At 56.4% G+C, this 19,281-nt stretch carries 16 protein-coding genes, 1 tRNA gene and 1 pseudogene; 13 read left to right on the forward strand and 5 right to left on the reverse strand.

The features are described 5' to 3' along the window. Position 1 precedes the first annotated feature (1 nt). A complete protein-coding gene (sfmF, locus tag ACOTX1_RS17660; protein ID WP_023315556.1) occupies positions 2-523 on the forward strand; it encodes a fimbria assembly protein in 522 nt (173 codons plus the stop codon). 50 nt (positions 524-573) lie between these two features. Here the strand turns inward: sfmF and fimZ are convergent, their stop codons facing one another. The 3 genes from fimZ to ACOTX1_RS17675 all read right to left on the reverse strand — a co-directional run bounded on the left by fimZ (position 574) and on the right by ACOTX1_RS17675 (position 3,419). Continuing rightward, on the reverse strand, positions 574-1,206 hold the full coding sequence (fimZ, locus tag ACOTX1_RS17665; RefSeq protein WP_003858901.1) for a fimbria biosynthesis transcriptional regulator FimZ: 633 nt from the start codon (positions 1,204-1,206) through the stop codon (positions 574-576). 809 nt (positions 1,207-2,015) lie between these two features. Further along, positions 2,016-2,732, reverse strand: coding sequence for a helix-turn-helix transcriptional regulator (locus ACOTX1_RS17670; protein ID WP_022650524.1), 717 nt, complete (start codon positions 2,730-2,732; stop codon positions 2,016-2,018). Positions 2,733-2,756: 24 nt separating this feature from the next. Next, positions 2,757-3,419, reverse strand: a complete 663-nt coding sequence (locus tag ACOTX1_RS17675) for an EAL domain-containing protein (RefSeq protein WP_032608685.1) — start codon at positions 3,417-3,419, stop codon at positions 2,757-2,759. A gap of 303 nt (positions 3,420-3,722) precedes the next feature. On the opposite strand from ACOTX1_RS17675, the gene ACOTX1_RS17680 reads away from it, so the two are divergent. The 9 genes from ACOTX1_RS17680 to ACOTX1_RS17720 all read left to right on the forward strand — a co-directional run bounded on the left by ACOTX1_RS17680 (position 3,723) and on the right by ACOTX1_RS17720 (position 14,987). Beyond that, positions 3,723-3,799, forward strand: a tRNA-Arg gene (locus ACOTX1_RS17680). A gap of 225 nt (positions 3,800-4,024) precedes the next feature. Next, positions 4,025-4,300: a DUF1471 family periplasmic protein YahO gene (gene yahO, locus ACOTX1_RS17685; RefSeq protein ID WP_003858898.1), complete on the forward strand. Its 276-nt coding sequence runs from the start codon at positions 4,025-4,027 to the stop codon at positions 4,298-4,300. A gap of 200 nt (positions 4,301-4,500) precedes the next feature. Further along, the gene (locus tag ACOTX1_RS17690) at positions 4,501-6,684 is read left to right on the forward strand and encodes a TonB-dependent receptor (RefSeq protein WP_023315557.1); all 2,184 of its coding nucleotides are present in this window, start codon (positions 4,501-4,503) and stop codon (positions 6,682-6,684) included. Positions 6,685-6,811: 127 nt separating this feature from the next. After that, the gene (locus ACOTX1_RS17695) at positions 6,812-8,785 is read left to right on the forward strand and encodes a PhoX family protein (protein ID WP_023315558.1); all 1,974 of its coding nucleotides are present in this window, start codon (positions 6,812-6,814) and stop codon (positions 8,783-8,785) included. A 102-nt stretch (positions 8,786-8,887) separates the two neighbouring features. After that, positions 8,888-10,276, forward strand: coding sequence for a phenylalanine transporter (pheP, locus tag ACOTX1_RS17700; RefSeq protein ID WP_023315559.1), 1,389 nt, complete (start codon positions 8,888-8,890; stop codon positions 10,274-10,276). Between the two features lie 252 nt (positions 10,277-10,528). Beyond that, the gene (locus ACOTX1_RS17705; protein ID WP_023315560.1) at positions 10,529-11,764 is read left to right on the forward strand and encodes an MFS transporter; all 1,236 of its coding nucleotides are present in this window, start codon (positions 10,529-10,531) and stop codon (positions 11,762-11,764) included. A gap of 15 nt (positions 11,765-11,779) precedes the next feature. Then, positions 11,780-12,805, forward strand: coding sequence for a sugar phosphate isomerase/epimerase family protein (locus ACOTX1_RS17710; RefSeq protein ID WP_023315561.1), 1,026 nt, complete (start codon positions 11,780-11,782; stop codon positions 12,803-12,805). Beyond that, positions 12,798-13,940 carry a Gfo/Idh/MocA family protein gene (locus ACOTX1_RS17715; protein ID WP_032634431.1) on the forward strand — a complete coding sequence of 381 codons (1,143 nt, stop codon included), beginning with the start codon at positions 12,798-12,800 and terminating at the stop codon, positions 13,938-13,940. The genes ACOTX1_RS17710 and ACOTX1_RS17715 overlap by 8 nt, the downstream gene beginning before the upstream one ends. A 75-nt stretch (positions 13,941-14,015) precedes the next feature. Then, positions 14,016-14,987 carry a LacI family DNA-binding transcriptional regulator gene (locus tag ACOTX1_RS17720; RefSeq protein WP_023315563.1) on the forward strand — a complete coding sequence of 324 codons (972 nt, stop codon included), beginning with the start codon at positions 14,016-14,018 and terminating at the stop codon, positions 14,985-14,987. On the opposite strand, the gene ACOTX1_RS17725 is transcribed toward ACOTX1_RS17720, so the two are convergent. After that, entirely contained in the window at positions 14,988-16,232 is a 1,245-nt protein-coding gene (locus ACOTX1_RS17725) for a mechanosensitive ion channel family protein (protein WP_023315564.1), read from the reverse strand. 67 nt (positions 16,233-16,299) lie between these two features. Next, a complete protein-coding gene (locus ACOTX1_RS17730; RefSeq protein ID WP_032667137.1) occupies positions 16,300-17,736 on the reverse strand; it encodes an MFS transporter in 1,437 nt (478 codons plus the stop codon). A gap of 107 nt (positions 17,737-17,843) precedes the next feature. Between ACOTX1_RS17730 and ACOTX1_RS17735 the strand changes: the two genes are divergently transcribed. The 3 genes and pseudogenes from ACOTX1_RS17735 to ACOTX1_RS17745 all read left to right on the forward strand — a co-directional run bounded on the left by ACOTX1_RS17735 (position 17,844) and on the right by ACOTX1_RS17745 (position 19,273). Beyond that, positions 17,844-18,713: a helix-turn-helix transcriptional regulator gene (locus ACOTX1_RS17735; RefSeq protein ID WP_003858886.1), complete on the forward strand. Its 870-nt coding sequence runs from the start codon at positions 17,844-17,846 to the stop codon at positions 18,711-18,713. 190 nt (positions 18,714-18,903) lie between these two features. Then, positions 18,904-19,005: pseudogene (locus ACOTX1_RS17740) on the forward strand (type II toxin-antitoxin system RelE/ParE family toxin); the annotation flags it as partial. Continuing rightward, positions 18,986-19,273: a helix-turn-helix domain-containing protein gene (locus tag ACOTX1_RS17745; RefSeq protein WP_015571209.1), complete on the forward strand. Its 288-nt coding sequence runs from the start codon at positions 18,986-18,988 to the stop codon at positions 19,271-19,273. The pseudogene ACOTX1_RS17740 and the gene ACOTX1_RS17745, both read left to right, overlap by 20 nt. The last annotated feature ends 8 nt before the right edge of the window (positions 19,274-19,281 follow it).

The raw sequence follows: 19,281 nt of genomic DNA on the forward strand, positions 1-19,281 counted from the left end.
TATGCGAAACGGAATACGGTATTTAGCCGTCGCGCTCTTTGCGCTTTGCTCCCCTGCACACGCAGAGACGGCGCTTGGGGAAATTAACATTCAGCTCTACGGCAATATCGTGGATTTTACCTGCGTGGCGGAGGGGGACGACAGCAATAAAACCGTCACGCTCGGCACCTGGCCCACGAAACAGCTCCGCACAACGGGGAGCCGGACGCAGCCTGTGCCGTTCACCCTGAAGCTGACCGGATGCCCGCCGGGGGCAGCTTCGGTCACATTTACGGGGAAGATGGACGGGCATGATAACAGCCTGCTGGCGCTGAATGATGCCAGCGCGGCCAGCAACGTGGCCGTGGAGATCCTTGACCGGGATAAAACGCGCCTCGCGTTGCAGCAGGCCAGCCAGACGGTGGCGGTGGATGCGCAGGGAAATGCAGAACTGTCGTTTTATGCCAATTATATCGCCACGGCGGATAATCCGCAGCCGGGCCGGGCTGACGCCGATGCAACGTTCATGATCAATTATAATTAATCGTATCCACTCTCCCTGTGACGATTATATGTTGCAGGGAGAGAGAGGGATTACAGTAATTCGTGCGCTTTCGCGTAATCAATTAATTCAACGATACTTTGCACGCCCAGCTTGGAAAAGATATTAGACTTATGGGCACTAATTGTTTTGTTGCTAAGTAATAATTGATCCGCAATCTCCTTATTAGATAATCCGTTCGCCAGATATCTCAGAACCGTCACTTCACGATTCGATAATGGCATATCCACAGCGGCGCCCGTCCGCGACCCCAGATGGTTTATAAAACTTAATGTTTCTGAAGGGAAGAAAGAATAGCCCGTCAGTATCATTTCCACCGCGTTATAAATTTCCCCCAGATCTTTTCGCTTACTGACAAAACCATTTGCCCCGGCGCGGATGGCGCGTCCTGCGTAGAAGGCTTCAGATTTTGAAGAGAGGAAAAGAACCTTAATGTCTTTATTTAAGTTCCTGATTCTTTTCAGTAATACGAACCCATCCGTGCCCGTCATTTCAATATCGAGAATGACTAGGTCAATGGGGTGGTTGCGTATACAGTCAAGCACTTCGTGGCTGTCGCCTGACTTCAGTTTGACCTGGATGTTTTTATTTTTCTGTAGCAGGACTTCTATCGACATTCTGACGATAGGGTGTTCGTCCATAATGATAACGGATGCCGGTTTCATTTTTTATGCCTCAGATTGTTAAAAGCGTTATGCTGAGTTTTGTTAAAACTCTCGAAAAGCCGGAAGGATAATTGCGCAGATCCTTGTACGGTAAATGTCCCTGGGAAGAGCGAAAGCATCCTTGTTTACGTAGTGGTGATATCAATGCCTCAGCGCAGTTATCTCATAAGGCTGGTTATGGCAAAATGATTTTTCTTATTCGCGTGTCAAACACGTCTTATTATACCGTTTAAGTATTGTCCGAAAAGCCTGTAAATTAATATCCATATATTGCTGATTATTATGTTCTGGATCTGAATCACTAACTTTTTAAAATTAGCAAAAATGTCCTGATATTGCATTTACCACACACTTTCATCTTTATGTAATAACAAAAAATAAACGATTTTACTGTATGTTAAATGAATGTTAACAGTAAGCGGGCTGTGACAACCAGCATCCCGCCTGCCCGCCATCCCTGAAATCCGCCATTTCGTGCGTCATCTCTCCGTTTCAAACGTCTCCTGGCAAATTGCCGTTCCCAACAACAGAACAGCACTATCTGCTGTTTTCTTCACCTCTCATCGCATTCTTTTACAGGTAAATCGCTTGTTTTTACACCATTATCATCCTGTTAACGGAAGCGCCAGAACCTTAACGCATGGATAAAATCACTCTCGTTGAGCGTACCAGCAGCATTTCGCATGGTTTAAGGTCAAGAATTAGGAATAGTTATAAAATCGAAAGTTTTGTTAAAAAACACAAAAATTTAACATGCATCCTAAGTAATTTCCTAAAGGTCTTTAGGAATTAAGAAGTTACTGAATACGTTAATACGTGAAATCTGAGAGGTTGTTGAGAAGATGTAGCAACTCATGACGATGATTCAGTCCAAGTTTCGCCAGGATGCAGCTGAGACGGTAAATAATGCGGCTATATGGGCGGTTCTGTAACTGCGCGATCTGACGCAAGGAGCTACCCTGTGACAGCGCCTGTAAGATCGGCCATTCATCCCGTGAAAACCACTCTTTGCGGTTGCCGGCGGGTGCCGGTGCTTCCAGCAAGGTTTGTTGCATAGCCAACGCCGTAAGCTGGCGTTCAAGCACATGAAAAGGGCCAGCCGCTTTACAAAACAGGCGAGCATCATAATCATCGGCGCGGACGAGCAGGTAGGGTGTCAGGTAGGGGGCGAACAGGCTGTGGCGGCGTAATCGGTCCAGCAGGTCAATGAGCGGCGAGGCGCGGCTTTCAATGTCAACTACCAGACGCGATGAAGGCCAGTGATTTAAATCACTGAGAGCGGCATCAAGCGTGGAATAGTCGCAGCAATTGCTCAGGGGCGACTGCCCGCTCAGAAAACCGGAACGGAAATAATTATCCTGTGTGACCAGAATGATAAAGGGAGCATCGGTTTTGCGGGTCTGGTTGATTGACTGGCTCAAATATTCGAGACGATCAAAAAATGGGAGAGCAAAAGGCGAGTGCGTAGAACCCAGTGAATCACTTCCTGTCCGACGACGCCGGTAACGGCGTACTGTCATTCGCATAGCTTCCCTCTTGGCGATGACCGTTCAGTCCTCCTGCCATCTCCAGGATGGCCAATAATATCCCTGACCGAAGCGCGCGCCAGCATGAAGCGCGCATGTACGGTCCCGTTCTGTTTCAATGCCTTCAATAAGCACATTCGCAGCAATTTTTGAACAAAGGGTGACCAGCTGTGTCAGCGCCGGCGTTTCACGTAAACGCCAGAAAGCGATCTTATCGATTTTTATTCCGCATAACGGCAGGCGACAGGATAAAAATGCTTGCCCTGACGCTTCATCAATATCGTCCAGCCAGATCCGGTGTCCCCGCGCGGTCAACTGCTGAAGCGCACAACTCACCCTCTGACGTACCGGGTCTGAGAGTGAAAAGAACGAGGCAGGTTCCACGAGTTCAATGTTCAGCGGTGGGCTGTTAAGTTGCAGTAAACGCTGGAACATTTCCGGTATGGTCAGAACGGTTATCGGCAAATTTATGAAAAGGTTGTCACAAGGGAAGGGGTTTTTTAACGCGGCGATCTGTGCTTCCAGCAACACAAGCGCCCGGGTGGCTGACCAGTCCTGGAAAAAGCTTTCGCTTTGCTGATGCGGCGACAGCACGCTGAGCACTTCGGCTCCCACCGCGCGTGAAGAGGAGAGGGCGACAATAGGTTCAAGCTTAATGCCTGTAATGTCGTGTGAGATGTGCTGCACGCACGAGGGAAAACCTGTCTGCTCTGGCGCTGTCACTCCGTCGTCCTGTTCACTTCCAGCCTCCAGGCGGCCGGGATACCGCAGGACAGTGTGAAGGTGAAGTAAACAGGAAAACAGCAGGCGTTACTTAAAAGCGGCTAAGCCTTTTCGCAGCCCGTAAAAGAGGGATAAATGTTGAAAAAACAGCCGTATTTACAATCAGCTAGTCATTATCGCCAGAGAAGGCGGAAAAGGCATTGACTCACTACGCATTGACCGTATAATTCCAGGCGTTTCACCACCGCGAAGTACACTCTTCTCCGTGCGCCCTTAGCTCAGTTGGATAGAGCAACGGCCTTCTAAGCCGTAGGTCGTAGGTTCGAATCCTACAGGGCGTGCCATTTAAAAACAGGCGCTTACGCCAGTTTCAAGCCAGCCTGATTTTCTTCATGAAACACCCATCGCGAAAGTAGCGTTAACGCACATTTTTCACAGCACAATTGACTGTTATAACAGTATTTTTCTTACGCTGTGGCAATTTTATTATTCCTCTACCATGCTCATATCACCTCACTCTCACTCGTGGGGCTTTTTGTAGTTGCTGATTAATCTCAAGGAAAAAGGTTATGAAAAAAACGACTGCTATTTTGATGGGCGCTGCATTTCTGTTTACCACCAATACCTTTGCGGCTGAACTGCTGACGAAAAACGAGTTTGAGAAAGTTGAATCACAGTATGAAAAAATCGGTACCGTGAGCACGGCTAACGAAGTCTCTGTCGACGATGCGAAAAAAGAGCTGGTCGAAAAGGCCGATAAAGAAGGTGCTGATGTACTGGTGCTGACTTCCGGTAATACAAACAACAAAATTCACGGCACCGCCGATATTTACAAGAAAAAATAATACCTTAGTAACCACCCCTGTTTCGGGGTGGTTGCGCGCCCTACCTCCCACCCAACATTGTTTCTTGCCGCTTCTCGCTCAGAGAGGCCGTTTACACTTGATTACGTATACATAATGCGTATAGTTCTCATTTGCATTTCTTTTAATAACTTTTAAGGCCCGACAACGGGTCATTTTTGCGCGCACGTTAAGAGCTCATTATGAACAACACCACAATGCACAAAACGCTGCTGGCGATTGCCATCGGCGCGGTAACCCACTCCGCTTTTGCGGCGGATGAGAAAAAAGAGGACACCATCGTCGTCCAGTCCACGGCGGGGAGTGATTTCAAACCCGGCGGCGACCAGCTGGTGCCCGCCTTCCTTGACGGGCAGGTGGCGAACGGCGGGCGCATGGGTATGCTCGGTCAGCAGAACGCCATGGACGTGCCGTTCAACATCATCAGCTACACCTCGAAGCTGGTGGAAGATCAGCAGGCAAAAACCATTGCTGACGTGGTTGCCAACGACGCGGGCGTGCAGTTCGTTCAGGGTTACGGCAACAGCGCGGAAACCTTCCGCATTCGCGGCCTGAAGTTTGACGGCGACGACATGACCTTTGGCGGATTGTCCGGGGTGCTGCCGCGTCAGGTGGTGGATGCCCAGATGGTCGACCGCATCGAGATCTTCAAAGGGGCCAACTCCCTGATGAACGGTGCCGCAAGCTCGGGCGTGGGCGGGATGATCAACCTTGAGCCTAAACACGCGGGCGACACCCCGCAGGCGAAAGTGGGTGTGGACTACACCTCGGATTCCCAGATTGGCACCACGCTGGATGCGGGCCGCCGCTTTGGCGATAACGACCAGTTTGGCGCGCGGGTGAACCTCGTGCATCGCGAAGGGGAAACCGGCGTGCCGAACGACCGCCGCCGCACCACGCTGCTCTCCACCGGCCTGGATTACAAGGGCGACCGTTTCCGCACCTCGCTGGACCTGGGCTACCAGAAAAAAACCTTCCACGGCAGCCCGACCAGCGTCAACATCTCGGCGGTGGATTTTGTGCCTGAACCGCCGAAGAACGATCGCAACTTCTCGCAGAAGTGGGCCTACAGCGATATCGAAAACGAGTTCGGGATGTGGCGCAGCGAGTATGACATCACCGATAGCTGGACGGCGTATACCGGTCTCGGCGCGCAGCACGCGCACGAAGAAGGGATCTACAGCGCGCCGAAGCTCCTCGATAAGAGCGGTAATGCGGTGGTCAGCCGTCTTGATACCAACCGCATCAGCGATTCTGTCAGCGGCATGGCGGGCATTCGCGGTAACTTCACTACCGGATTCGTCTCGCACAAGGTCAATGTTGGCTATTCGGCGATGACCAAAAACGAAAAGATCGCGTGGAAAATGTCGGCGACGAAGGATAATCCGACCACCAACATCTACCACAACACCGGCGTCGATATGCCGGACAGCTCCAACCTCAACGGCTCAGGCGGCAAATACAGCGATCCGCTGACCAGCGGGCGCACCCGCACGCAGGGTTGGCTGCTGAGCGATACCCTGGGCGTGCTGGACGACAAGCTGCTGTTCACCGCAGGCGCGCGGCATCAGAAAGTGGTGATTCGCGGGTACAACAAAATCACCGGTGCGGAAAACGACGCGGACGGTTTCGACGGCAGCCGCTGGATGCCCACCTACGGCGTAGTCTATAAAGCGTGGGAGGAAATTTCCCTCTACGCCAACCACACCGAGGCGTTACAGCCCGGTGAAACCGCGCCTCGCTCAGCAAACAACTACGGCCAGAGCACCGGTATCGTTCACTCTAAGCAGAACGAAGTGGGCGTAAAGGCGGACTTTGGCCGCGTGGGCGGCTCCCTGGCGCTGTTTGAGATCAAAATGCCGTCGGCGATCCTTGACGACAGCGGTCACTACGGCCTGGATGCAGAACAGCGTAACCGCGGCGTGGAGCTGAACGTCTTCGGCGAGCCAATGCTCGGGATGCGTCTGAACGCCAGCGCCACCTGGTTGCAGGCCGAGCTGACCAAAACCAAAAACGGCGTCAATCAGGGCAACGATGCGATCGGTATTCCGAGCTTCTACGCCGTGCTGGGCGCAGAGTACGATATCAAGCCGATTGAAGGCCTGACGGCGACCGCGCGCGTTAACCACTCCGGCACGCAGTATGCCGATCTTGCGAACAGCAAAAAGCTGGACAGCTACACCACGCTGGATCTGGGCATGCGCTATCGCTTCGCGGTGAACCACAATGAAAATCAGATGACCGTACGGGCAGGTATCGACAACGTGACCAACGAGAACTACTGGTCAAGCGTGGACGATTCCGGTACTTACATTACTCAGGGCGAGCCGCGTACCTTTAAGGTCTCGGTTGGCTACGAGTTCTAAGCGTTCCACCTCGTTATCCGGGGCAGGGACGCCCCAATCCCTTCGTTGTCGTGTTATAAAATTGTAATAAAAGCTTCTTACACTGGTCGCCACAACCTTACCTCTTGGCCAATGACAGGAAGCCGCTATGGGCAGACCCCTCAAATCCGTATTTAAAAAAGAACATCGCGACGATATCAGTAACCGCAGCGCTAACCCGGTATTCTCCGAGGTTGCAGAAGTGTTCCTCTCGCGCCGCCGTTTTCTCCAGATGGGGGCCGTAGCGGGGGCTGCCGTATCATTCCCGTATCTGATCACACCCGAAAATGCCATTGCCGCGGTATCGAAGCCTTCCGCGCTGGCAAAAGCGGTTTCCCTGGGCTTTACCAGCATCGACGTCTCTACGGAAGACACGGTCAGGGTGCCGGAAGGTTATATCGCCCGCCCGTTCTATCGCTGGGGCGATCCGACGGGGATCAAAGACAACATGCCGGCCTTTAAGCCGGACGCCAGCAATACCACAGACGAACAGGCTGTGCAGGCGGGCATGCACCACGACGGCATGGCGTGGTTTAGCCTGCCGCAGGGGGCGCAAAACCCGGAGCATGGACTGCTGGCGCTGAACCATGAGTACATCGACAACGGAATGCTGTTTACCGACGGTACGGCGAACTGGAGTCTCGACAAAGCCCGCAAGGGGCAGAACGCGATGGGCGTGTCGGTGGTGGAAGTGAAAAAAACGGGCAGCGGCTGGGAGGTGGTGCGTCCGTCTTCCTTCGCCCGGCGTATTACCGTCAATACGCCGATGCAGCTTACCGGCCCGGCGCGGCATCAGGATTTAATGAAAACCGCCGCCGACCCGCAGGGGGAACGCGTTCTGGGCACCATGCAGAACTGCGCCAACGGCCACACGCTGTGGGGCACCTATCTCACCTGCGAGGAGAACTGGTCGGACATTTTTGTCAAAAAAACCGATCTCAACCCGCTGGAAAAACGCTACGGCATCAGCGACAGCGATGAATCGTACCGCTGGAACGAGGTGGATGAGCGGTTCAGCGTTGATAAAACCCCTAACGAACCCAACCGTTTCGGCTGGGTCGTGGAGATCGATCCCTACAACCCGACCTCCACCCCGCGCAAGCACACCGCGCTCGGCCGCTTCAAGCATGAGGGGGCCGCCGTCACGCTCGCTGCCGATAATCGCGTGGTGGTCTACATGGGCGACGACCAGAAGTTTGAGTACATCTATAAGTTTGTCTCCGACAAAAAATACGATCCCGCGAACCGGGAAGCCAATATGCAGCTGCTGACGTCCGGCACGCTGTACGTCGCCAGGTTCAACGAGGACGGCAGCGGCGACTGGCTGCCGCTGATCTTCGGGCAAAACGGTCTGGATAAAAGCAACGGTTTTGCAAGCCAGGGCGATCTGCTGATTAAAACCCGTCTGGCGGCCGACGTGGTGGGGGCGACGAAAATGGATCGCCCGGAGTGGATAGCCGTCGATCCGCACGCCAGCGGCAGCGTCTACTGTACGCTGACCAACAACAGCGATCGCGGTAAAGAGGGCAAGGCGCCGGTGGATGCCGCCAACCCGCGCGCTAATAACGTGTTTGGTCACATCATGCACTGGCACGAAGAGGGTGCCGATCCTGCCGCCGCACGCTTTAAGTGGGATATTCTGGTCATGGCCGGGCGCACCGACGGCGACGATCCCAAAGCCAAAGGCTCGATGCAGGGCGCGGCATTTGGCAGCCCGGATGGGTTGTCGTTCGATCACCAGGGCGTGCTGTGGATCCAGACCGACGTTTCCTCCAGCACCATCAATAAGAAAGCCTACGAGGGGATGGGCAATAACCAGATGGTGGCCACCATTCCGGGCACCAACGAGTATCGCCGTTTCCTGACCGGGCCGCGCGGGTGCGAAATCACCGGCATTGCGTTTACGCCGGACAACCGCACGCTGTTTATCAACATTCAGCATCCGGGGGAGGGCGGGGATGATATTACCGACCCGGCCAATCCGCGCGCTGTTTCCAACTGGCCAGACGCCAGCCCGAACGGGCGTCCGCGATCGTCAACAGTGGTGATTACCAAAGCGGACGGCGGGATCATCGGGTCGTGACGTTTATCCGCCGGGCGCATGCGCTGGCCCGGCGTTAAGCTTGCTACCACCAGCATGAAGTGTTAAAACGTGCCCCTTCTAAAAAAGAGACAGGGGTAGGGCGTGAAAGACGCGTCATCCGCTTCAGGCCATGGTAGCGCTGAAGCTTCGTCGGATCAGAGTCCGACGCTGCAACGTGGTTTGCAAAATCGACATATTCAGTTAATTGCCCTTGGCGGCGCGATCGGTACCGGGCTCTTTCTCGGCATCGGCCCCGCCATTCAAATGGCTGGCCCGGCGGTTCTGCTGGGTTACGGTATCGCCGGGATTATCGCCTTCCTGATCATGCGCCAGCTCGGCGAGATGGTCGTTGAAGAGCCGGTATCCGGCTCCTTCGCACACTTTGCCTATAAATACTGGGGGCCGTTCGCAGGTTTCCTCTCCGGCTGGAACTACTGGGTGATGTTCGTGCTGGTCGGGATGGCGGAGCTGACCGCCGCCGGCATCTATATGCAGTACTGGCTCCCGGACGTGCCAACGTGGATTTGGGCCGCGGCCTTCTTCATCATCATTAACGCCGTTAACCTTGTTAACGTCCGCCTGTATGGCGAGACCGAGTTCTGGTTCGCGCTGATCAAGGTGCTGGCGATTATCGGCATGATCGGCTTTGGCCTGTGGCTGCTGTTCTCCGGCCACGGCGGCGAGCGCGCCACGATCGATAACCTGTGGCAGCACGGCGGCTTCCTGGCGACTGGATGGAAAGGGCTGATCCTCTCGCTGGCGGTCATTATGTTCTCCTTCGGCGGGCTGGAGCTGATTGGCATCACCGCGGCTGAAGCGCGCGATCCGCACAAAAGCATCCCGAAAGCGGTCAACCAGGTGGTGTACCGTATCCTGCTGTTCTATATCGGCTCGCTGGTGGTGCTGCTGGCGCTCTACCCGTGGGTGGAAGTGAAATCTGACAGTAGCCCGTTCGTGATGATCTTCCACGATTTGAACAGCAACGTGGTCGCTTCGGCGCTTAACTTCGTCATTCTTGTGGCGTCGCTGTCGGTCTACAACAGCGGGGTTTACTCCAACAGCCGCATGCTGTTTGGCCTCTCCGTACAGGGCAACGCGCCGAAGTTCCTCACTCGCGTCAGCCGTCGCGGCGTGCCGGTCAACTCGCTGTTCCTTTCTGGCGCTATCACCTCGCTGGTGGTGCTGATCAACTATCTGCTGCCGAAAGAGGCATTTGGCCTGCTGATGGCGCTGGTTGTCGCCACGCTGCTGCTTAACTGGATCATGATCTGCCTGGCGCACCTGCGCTTCCGCGCGGCGATGCGCCGCAAGGGGCGCGAGACGCAGTTTAAAGCGCTGCTCTATCCGGCGGGGAACTACCTCTGTATCGCCTTCCTCGGCCTGATTCTGGTGCTGATGTGCACCATGGATGAGATGCGCCTGTCAGCGATGCTGCTGCCGGTGTGGGTGGTGTTCCTGTTTATTGCATTTAAGCTCTCGCGCAAAAAGTAGCGCGGTTTTCTCCCTCGCCCTGTGGGAGAGGGACGGGGTGAGGGCACCAGACCGCACCAAACCAGACCGCACCACACTGCCTGCCTTCACGCCCGGTGGCGCTGCGCTTACCGGGCCTACAAAGTATCACTCCACCTTTATCGTGACCCCCCTCCCAATTCCGTTTCGATCCACAGGATCTTTATTTTGTAATCGATTACTTTTTATCTGAACTGTTTTGTAATCGATTACTTTTTCCGGGTGAGGCTTATCATGGTGTCAACTGAGAGTAGTGAAAAGGCGATAACGCAACACCGGCTGCTGGTGCCGCGTCTGTCGCTGATGATGTTTCTGCAATTTTTTATCTGGGGTAGCTGGTCGGTCACGCTTGGCCTGGTGATGACCCGGCACAACATGTCTTTGCTGATTGGCGACGCGTTCTCTGCCGGGCCCATCGCTTCCATTCTTTCGCCGTTCGTGCTCGGGATGCTGGTGGACCGCTTCTTCGCCTCGCAGAAGGTGATGGCGGTGATGCACCTCGCGGGCGCGGTGATCCTCTGGTTCGTGCCGGGGGCGCTGATTGCTGAGAATGGCGCGCTGCTGATTGGCCTGCTGTTTGGCTACACGCTCTGCTATATGCCGACACTGGCGCTGACCAACAACATTGCGTTTCACAGCCTGGCGAACGTGGATAAAACCTTCCCGGTAGTGCGCGTGTTCGGCACAATCGGCTGGATCGCGGCGGGCATTTTCATCGGCGTCACCGGCGTGGCGTCCAGCGTCACCATCTTCCAGGTGGCGGCGGTCAGCTCCGTGCTGCTGGCGGTCTACAGCCTGACGCTGCCGCACACGCCAGCGCCGGCAAAAGGCCTGCCGGTTAAGGTGCGGGATCTCTTCTGCGCGGACGCCTTCGCGCTGCTTAAAACCCGCCACTTCTTCGTCTTCTCCGTCTGCGCGATGCTGATCTCTGTCCCGCTCGGCACCTATTACGCCTACACCGCCTCGTATCTGGCGGATGCCGGCATTGCCGACGTCAGCACCGCCATGTCCTTCGGGCAGATGTCTGAGATCGTCTTCATGTTGGTTATTCCTCTGCTGTTCCGCCGCCTGGGCGTGAAAGTCATGCTGCTGATCGGCATGCTGGCGTGGTTTGTGCGTTATGCCATGTTCGCGTTGGGCGTCAGCGAAGAGGGGCGCATTCTGCTGTACCTCGGCATTCTGCTGCACGGCGTCTGCTACGATTTCTTCTTTGTCGTCGGCTTTATCTATACCGACCGCGTGGCGGGCGAAAAGGTCAAAGGCCAGGCGCAGAGCATGATCGTGATGTTCACCTACGGCATCGGCATGCTGCTCGGCTCTCAGATTTCCGGCGCGCTCTACAACCGCCTGGTGGCAGGACAGACCGTGCCGCAGGCGTGGGTCACATTCTGGTGGATCCCGGCGGTGGCTGCCGCGGCGATCGCGCTGATTTTCCTTCTCACGTTTAAGTATGACGATGACAAGGCGTAACGTTCAGGAGGTGGTATGAGGACAATGAAAGGACCGGGCATTTTTCTGTCGCAGTTTATTGGCGCAGAAGCGCCGTTTAATTCGCTCGACGGGCTTGCTGAATGGGCGGCAGGTAAAGGTTATAAGGCGGTGCAGATCCCCTGCAACCATCCGCACATCTTTGACGTCGAGAAAGCCGCAGAGAGCCAGGCCTACTGCGACGACATCACCACCAGGCTGGCCGCACACGGGCTGGTTATCAGCGAGCTGTCGACCCATCTGGAAGGGCAGCTCGTGGCGGTGAATCCGGTTTACAGCGAGGCGTTTGACCACTTCGCACCCGCCGCCGTGCGCGGTAACGAGGCGGCGCGCCGGGCGTGGGCGACGGAAAAGCTGAAGCAGGCGGCGGTCGCTTCGGCCAGATTAGGGCTGAAGGCGCACGCGACCTTCTCCGGCTCGCTGGCGTGGCCGTTTTTCTATCCGTGGCCGCCGCATAACGAGCAGCGTTTTCAGGAAGCATTCGAGGAGCTGGCAACCCGCTGGCGGCCAATACTGGATACCTTTGGCGAGCAGGGGGTGGACGTCTGCTTTGAGCTGCATCCCGGGGAAGATCTGCACGACGGCGTGACCTTCGAGCGTTTTCTGGCGCTGGTGGATAACCATCCGCGCTGCAACATTCTCTACGACCCGAGCCATATGCTGCTTCAGCAGATGGACTATCTGGCCTTTATCGATATCTTCCACGCGCGCATTAAAGCGTTCCACGTGAAGGACGCGGAGTTCCGCCCCAGCGGGCGCAGCGGCGTCTACGGCGGCTACCAGCCGTGGATCAACCGCGCCGGACGCTTTCGCTCGCCCGGCGACGGGCAAATCGACTTTAAGGGCATCTTCAGCAAGCTGACCCAGTACGACTACGACGGCTGGGCGGTGCTGGAGTGGGAGTGCTGCCTGAAGGATGGCGATACCGGCGCGAGTGAGGGCAGCGAATTTATCCGCCGCCACATTATTCCCGTTTCCGGACGGGCGTTTGATGATTTCGCCGCAGGGGGCAGCCATGATTAACGTCGGGATTATCGGCAGCGGGTTTATTGGCCCGGCACACATCGAGGCGCTCAGGCGTCTCGGGTTTGTGCAGGTGGTCGCGCTCTGCGACGGTTCGCTCGTTAAGGCGCAGGAAAAGGCGCGCCAGCTAAATGTCCCGCATGCTTACGCCAGCGTGGAAGAACTGCTCGCGCACCCCAATCTGCATGCGGTGCACAACTGCACGCCGAACCACCTGCACGCGGAGATTAACCGCCAGATCCTGCGCGCGGGCAAGCACGTGTTTTCCGAAAAGCCGCTGTGCATGACGCCGGACGAGGCGCGCGAGCTGGTGGCGCTGGCAGAGCAGGCGGGCGTGGTGCATGGCGTGAGCTTTCTCTATCGTCAGTTTGCGATGGTGCGCCAGGCGGCGAGCATGATGCGCGCGGGCACCCTCGGGCGGCTGTTCGCCTCGCACGGCAGCTATTTGCAGGACTGGATGCTGCTGGAAACCGACTACAACTGGCGGGTGGAGGCCGCGCTCGGCGGCGCGTCGCGGGCGGTGGCGGATATCGGTTCCCACTGGTGCGATACGGTACAGTATGTGACAGGCAGGCGCATTACCGAGGTGATGGCTGATTTATCCATCGTCTGGCCGAGGCGCAAGGCCAGCGCGGGTGGTCACCAGACCTTCTCCCATGACGAGCAGGCGGAGTATGAAGTCAAACCGGTCACCACCGAAGATTTTGGCTCGGTGCTGTTCCGTTTTGACGACGGCAGCAAGGGCAGCTTTAGCGTCTCGCAGGTGAGCGCGGGGCGAAAAAACCGCCTGACCTTTGAAATTAACGGCAGCGAGCAGTCGGTGGCGTGGGATCAGGAAATCCCGCAGCAGCTGTGGATCGGCCATCGCGCCCGGGCAAACCAGACGCTCACCGACGATCCAGGCCTGATGAACCCTGACGTGGCCGACAGCGCCCACTTCCCCGGCGGGCACATTGAAGGGTGGCCGGATGCCTTTAAAAATATGATGGCGCAGTTTTACCGTGCCGTGCAGGCGGGCGCGATGCCGGATAATCCGCAGTTTGCCACCTTTTACGATGGCGCCAGTGTGATGTATATCATTGATGCAATTGTGAAAAGTCATCAGCAGCAGCGCTGGGTGCGCGTGGAATACTGACGCATTGCCCGGTTCGCCGGGCAATCAATTTATGGTAGCCTGCACAAAACGCTAACCGCAGGATGTATCGTCGCTATGTCAATTCAGAAAATCGCTCAACTGGCCGGGGTATCCGTGGCAACGGTCTCCCGCGTACTGAATAACAGCGATACCGTAAAGGCGAAAAACCGCGAGCGCGTTTTGCAGGCGATCCAGGAGAGTAACTACCAGCCCAATCTGCTGGCGCGTCAGCTGCGCACTGCCCGCAGCTATATGATCCTGGTGATGGTCTCGAACATCGCCAACCCGTTCTGCGCCGAAGTGGTGAAGGGCATCGAAGCCGAGGCGGAAAAGAACGGCTATCGCATTCTGCTGTGCAACTCCGGCTCGGATATTGAGCGCTCCCGCTCGGGCTTAAGCCTGCTCTCCGGCAAAATCGTCGACGGCATTATCACCATGGATGCATTCTCGAAACTGCCGGAACTGGCCGCGCTGATTGGCAACGCGCCGTGGGTACAGTGCGCTGAATACGCCGATGCGGGCGCGGTCTCCTGCGTCGGCATCAATGATGTGGACGCTTCACAGCATGCCGTCAGCCAGCTGGCCGACGGCGGCCGCAAGCGTATCGCGATGATCAACCACGATCTCAGCTACAAATATGCCCGCCTGCGCGAACGCGGCTACAAGAGCGTGATCCACCTGCGGGATCTGGACTATCAGGCGGTGGAGTATGCCAGCGATCTCAGCTCCGGGGCGGGTATGGCGGCGATGCAAAACCTGTTAAAAGATAATCCGCCGGATGCGGTATTTGCCGTTTCCGATACGCTGGCGGCGGGCGCGCTGCGCGCCATTCAGCAGGCAGGTCTTCGGGTGCCGGAGGATATTGCCGTGGTCGGCTTTGACGGTACGGAGCTGGCGGACATGATTTCGCTCACCACCATCGAACAGCCGTCGCGGGATATCGGGCGCAAGGCGGTCGATCTGCTCTTAAATAAGATCGACAACCCGGACGCGCCCACGGAAAGGGTGATGATGGACTGGCGCTTTATTTCCCGCGCCAGCACCTGATTATTGCGCGATGACGCCAGCCAGGGAGCGAATATCGTTCCCGGTTGGCGACTGGTGAATACGCAGGCCAAATTCATCCACCACCGCGAAAATATGATCGAAGATGTCGGCCTGAATATCTTCGTATTCCGCCCAGATCACCGTGTTGGTAAAGGCATATATTTCAATCGGCAGCCCGTTGGCATCCGGCGCGAGCTGGCGCACCATCAGCGTCATATCTTTACGAATACGCGGGTGGTTACGCAGATATTCATTCAGGTAGGCACGGAAGGTGCCGATATTGGTCATCTTGCGCAGGTTTAATACCGATTCCCCTTCGCCGTTCTGCTGATTCCACAGGTTAATTTCCTCATGACGCGCCGCCAGATACGGCTTCAGCAGTTTCGCCTGAATCAGTTTTTGCTGCTCCTGCTCGTCGAGGAAATGAATGCTGGTGGTATCGATATTCAGGCTGCGCTTGATGCGGCGACCACCGGAGGCGGACATGCCGCTCCAGTTGATGAACGCATCGGACACCAGCGCCCAGGTCGGGATGGTGGTGATGGTGTTATCGAAGTTGCGCACTTTAACGGTGGTCAGGCCGATGTCGGTCACCGTGCCGTTGGCGCCGTATTTCGGCATCTCCAGCCAGTCGCCGAGCTTGAGCATGTCGTTGGCTGAGAGCTGAATACCGGCCACCAGGCCGAGTATCGGGTCTTTAAAGACCAGCATCAGAACGGCAGCCATCGCACCCAGGCCGCTTATCAGAATGGCGGGTGACTGACCGATCAGCAGGGAGATAATTAGTATCCCCACCAGAATGGCGCTTACCAGCTTGATGCCCTGGAATATCCCCTTCAGCGGCAGCTGTGACGCGGTGGCCATTTTCTGCGACAGATTGAAAATCACGTCCAGCAACGAGAAGAAGGAGAGCAGGGCATAAACCATCACCCACAATTTCGCGCAGGTGGTAAGTAATTCCGCCGCTTCGCTGCCTTTTTGCAGCCACAGAACCGCCTGAACGTTGACGATTATCCCCTGGAGGGTAAACGCCAGACGGTGAAATAACTTGTTCTGCGTAATGATCTGCAACCATAAATGGCTGCTGGCCTGGGCGCGTTTCTCGAATGCGCGCAGCACCACTTTGTGCAGAATAAAATGAACGATAATGGCCGTAAGAAAAATAATACCAAAGATAATCACTAAAGAGGTGGTGTGATTAATTTCAATCCCTAACTCTTCAACCTGAGCAATTAATTCCTGCATAACGTCTCCTGTATTGATGCAGCCCCATAATGGCGGCTGCGGATCTATTATGCAAATTCAGGCAGTTTTATTTTGTCGCCGGACAGGCCTTGACGACCGGTAAACACAGACGATGGCGCATACGCAGCGTGGCCAGCGCCAGCACCACCATCATGGCCGTTTCCACCATCAGGAAGACATTGACCGCCTGGGTGTAATCTCCGTGATGATTTTGCAGCCCGTGCAGCAAAATCGCGCCGAAAATGGCCGGGCCAAGCCCCAGCGCAGCCTGTTGCAGCGTGCTTAAAATCGCGCTCGCGGCCCCCGCGTCGTCAGGCTGAATATCACGCATCCCGATACGGTAGAAGCTGTTTACAATCAGCGCCTGCCCGTAACCCACCAGCCCGGTGGCCGGGGCCAGCGTCAGCGCGGTATTCTGCATTCCCCAGTGACGGAACGTGGCGATCAACGCCACCAGACCGACAAGCTGAATCGCAAGTCCGGTCAGCAGGATGGCGCTGGTGCTGTAGCGGGCAATCAGGCGTGGGGCGAACCAGGCAGAAATAAAATAGGTGACGCCAAGCGCGATAAAGCTGTTCCCGGACTGCCACGGCGCCATCCCCAGACCGCTTTGCATGGTCAGCGCCATACAGAACATGAACCCGGACCAGACGCTGAAAAAGAGTATCCCGATTAGCACGCCAAAGCGGATGCTGCGCAGCTGCAACAGGCGCGGCGCGATGAGCGGGTGGGCATTCTCACGCTCTTTTTTGCGCGCGTTCAGCACCATTACACAGACCAGCGGCACAATCGCCAGCAGTGCGGCCTTCAGCGGCCACGACCAGTGCCACTGCGGGCCGAGCGCCATCGGGAACAGCAGACAGCACAGTATTGCCGTCAGCAGGACAGTCCCGGTCCAGTCAATGCGCGACGGCGTGTCGCGGCGGGTTTCCGGCACGTAGCGACGGCTCAGCGCCAGCACCACCAGACAAATCGGCACGTTGATAAAGAAGGCGTTGCGCCAGCCAAGCCCGGCGATGTCCGCCGACACCAGCCAGCCGCCACCCATCTGGCCGACGATAAACGCAATTCCGCCGATACCGCCGAACAGACTGATCGCTTTGGCGTGTGCCGTTCCTTTTAACGTCACATGCAACGTCGCGAGAATTTGCGGCATGATCAGCGCGGCGCCCGCACCCTGAATAATGCGCGCGCCAAGCAACTGTTCGATATTGCCCGCCATGCCGCACAGCAGTGAGGCCAGGCCAAAACACGCCACGCCCCACATAAACAGGCGACGGCGGCCAAGGTTATCGCCCAGCTTGCTGCCGGGTGCCAGGCAGACGGCAAAGGCCACGCCGTAGAGGGCGACGATCAGCTCCAGTTCGGTGGCGGTGGCGTGTAACGAATGGGTGATGGAATCCAGCGCCACGTTGGTGATTGAGGTATCAATCAACGGCAGCATCTGGCCGGTTAACAGCAATATCAGGCCCGCACGACCCGGTGAAACAACTGACGTATTCATGGTGACTCCATTGCGTCAAACAGCGTAGAGTCGTAGCATCAATCATCTGATAAACGGGTACCAGTTCTTACTTATACTGGTACTGGCACTACCATGCAGGAGATGTTATGGCGCTGATGTCTGAACCTGTCACCTCTCTCCAGGATGACACCCGCAAGCAGCTGGGCGCGTTTTTGCGTGCCCGGCGCGAAAGCCTCGATCCGCAGCGCCTCGGCTTACCGCGCAGCGGCCGCCGCCGCACGCCGGGCCTGCGCCGGGAAGAGGTGGCGATGCTCGCGGATGTCGGCGTGACCTGGTACACCTGGCTGGAACAGGGCCGGGACGTCAATCCGTCCAGCGCGGTGATGGCCGCCATCGCAAAAGCGCTGCAATGCACCCCGACCGAAGCCCGGCATCTTTTTGTGCTTGCCGGTTTGCCGCCGGGCGAAGCCCCGCAGGCGGTGTGCTGCGAGGGGATCAGCGAAGGCACGCGTCGCCTGCTGGATACCCTGATGCCGAAACCCGCCAGCATTCAGAAACCGAACTTTGATATCGTGGCGTGGAACGACAGCTTCGGACACCTGATGGGCGTCGATTTCAACGCTATCCCGCCGGAAGATCGCAACTGTATTTACCTGTTCCTTACCCATCCGGCGTGGCGCGCGCGGCTCGGCAAACGTGACGACGTGCTGCCGATTTTCGTCTCCTACTTCCGCGCGGCAATGGCTGAGCACCGTGGCGACCCGCTCTGGGAAGCGAAGCTGGCGCGTTTTTTTGCGGTGTCCGAAGAGTTCAAAACCCTGTGGCACCAGCGTAACGACGTGCGCGGCGTGGAGAACCAGCTCAAGCTGTTCACCCATCCCGAGCTGGGGGATTTTCATCTCCAGCAGATGTACTGGTACTCCGCCCCGCGAAACGGATCGCGGCTGCTGGTCTATTTACCCGTGGATGAGGCAGGGGAGAGGGCGATGGCGTGGCTGGCGGAGCAGGGGATATAAATTTTTGCGAGGGGCTTTCAGGGAATCAACGCTGATCCGGTCCTGCCTGGAATAAGCTGGTAAGGTGAATCACGAAAGGCAAAATTAGCCTTTAATGCAAATTGCCTTACATGCTAATATTATCAGGGATGAAATACAGTGTTCAGACTTATCGTTCATGCGGCAATCAGGGAGGAGATCCTCTCATTGCCTGCGGGTGTTTATCAAGAAGACGCAAAAAACGCCCTCTGCTGAACTCCGTCTGGCACTGAAAGGACAACAGGAGATGTTGGATGAGCAAGAAGATTATTGACTGGGATGAACTCAGAGCTGAACTGTTAAGCGATTCAGAAGTTCAGGCTTCCTTTGATGCAGAAGAGCGCAAGGAGCGTCTGCGGGAGATGCTGGCGCAATGGCGCAATCATGCTGGTCTGACGCGCGCCCAGGTGGCGGAGCGGATGGGCGTCAGCGCCCCGACGGTATCAAGAATGGAAGCAAATATTACCCGGGCGAGTCTCGATACATTAACGCGTTATGCGCTGGTGTGTGGGGTAAAGCATCCGCAGATAACGCTTTACTGAAAACGGGC

The organism is Enterobacter cloacae complex sp. IR5401 (genome assembly GCF_049238425.1).
Taxonomy (GTDB): domain Bacteria; phylum Pseudomonadota; class Gammaproteobacteria; order Enterobacterales; family Enterobacteriaceae; genus Enterobacter; species Enterobacter hormaechei_C.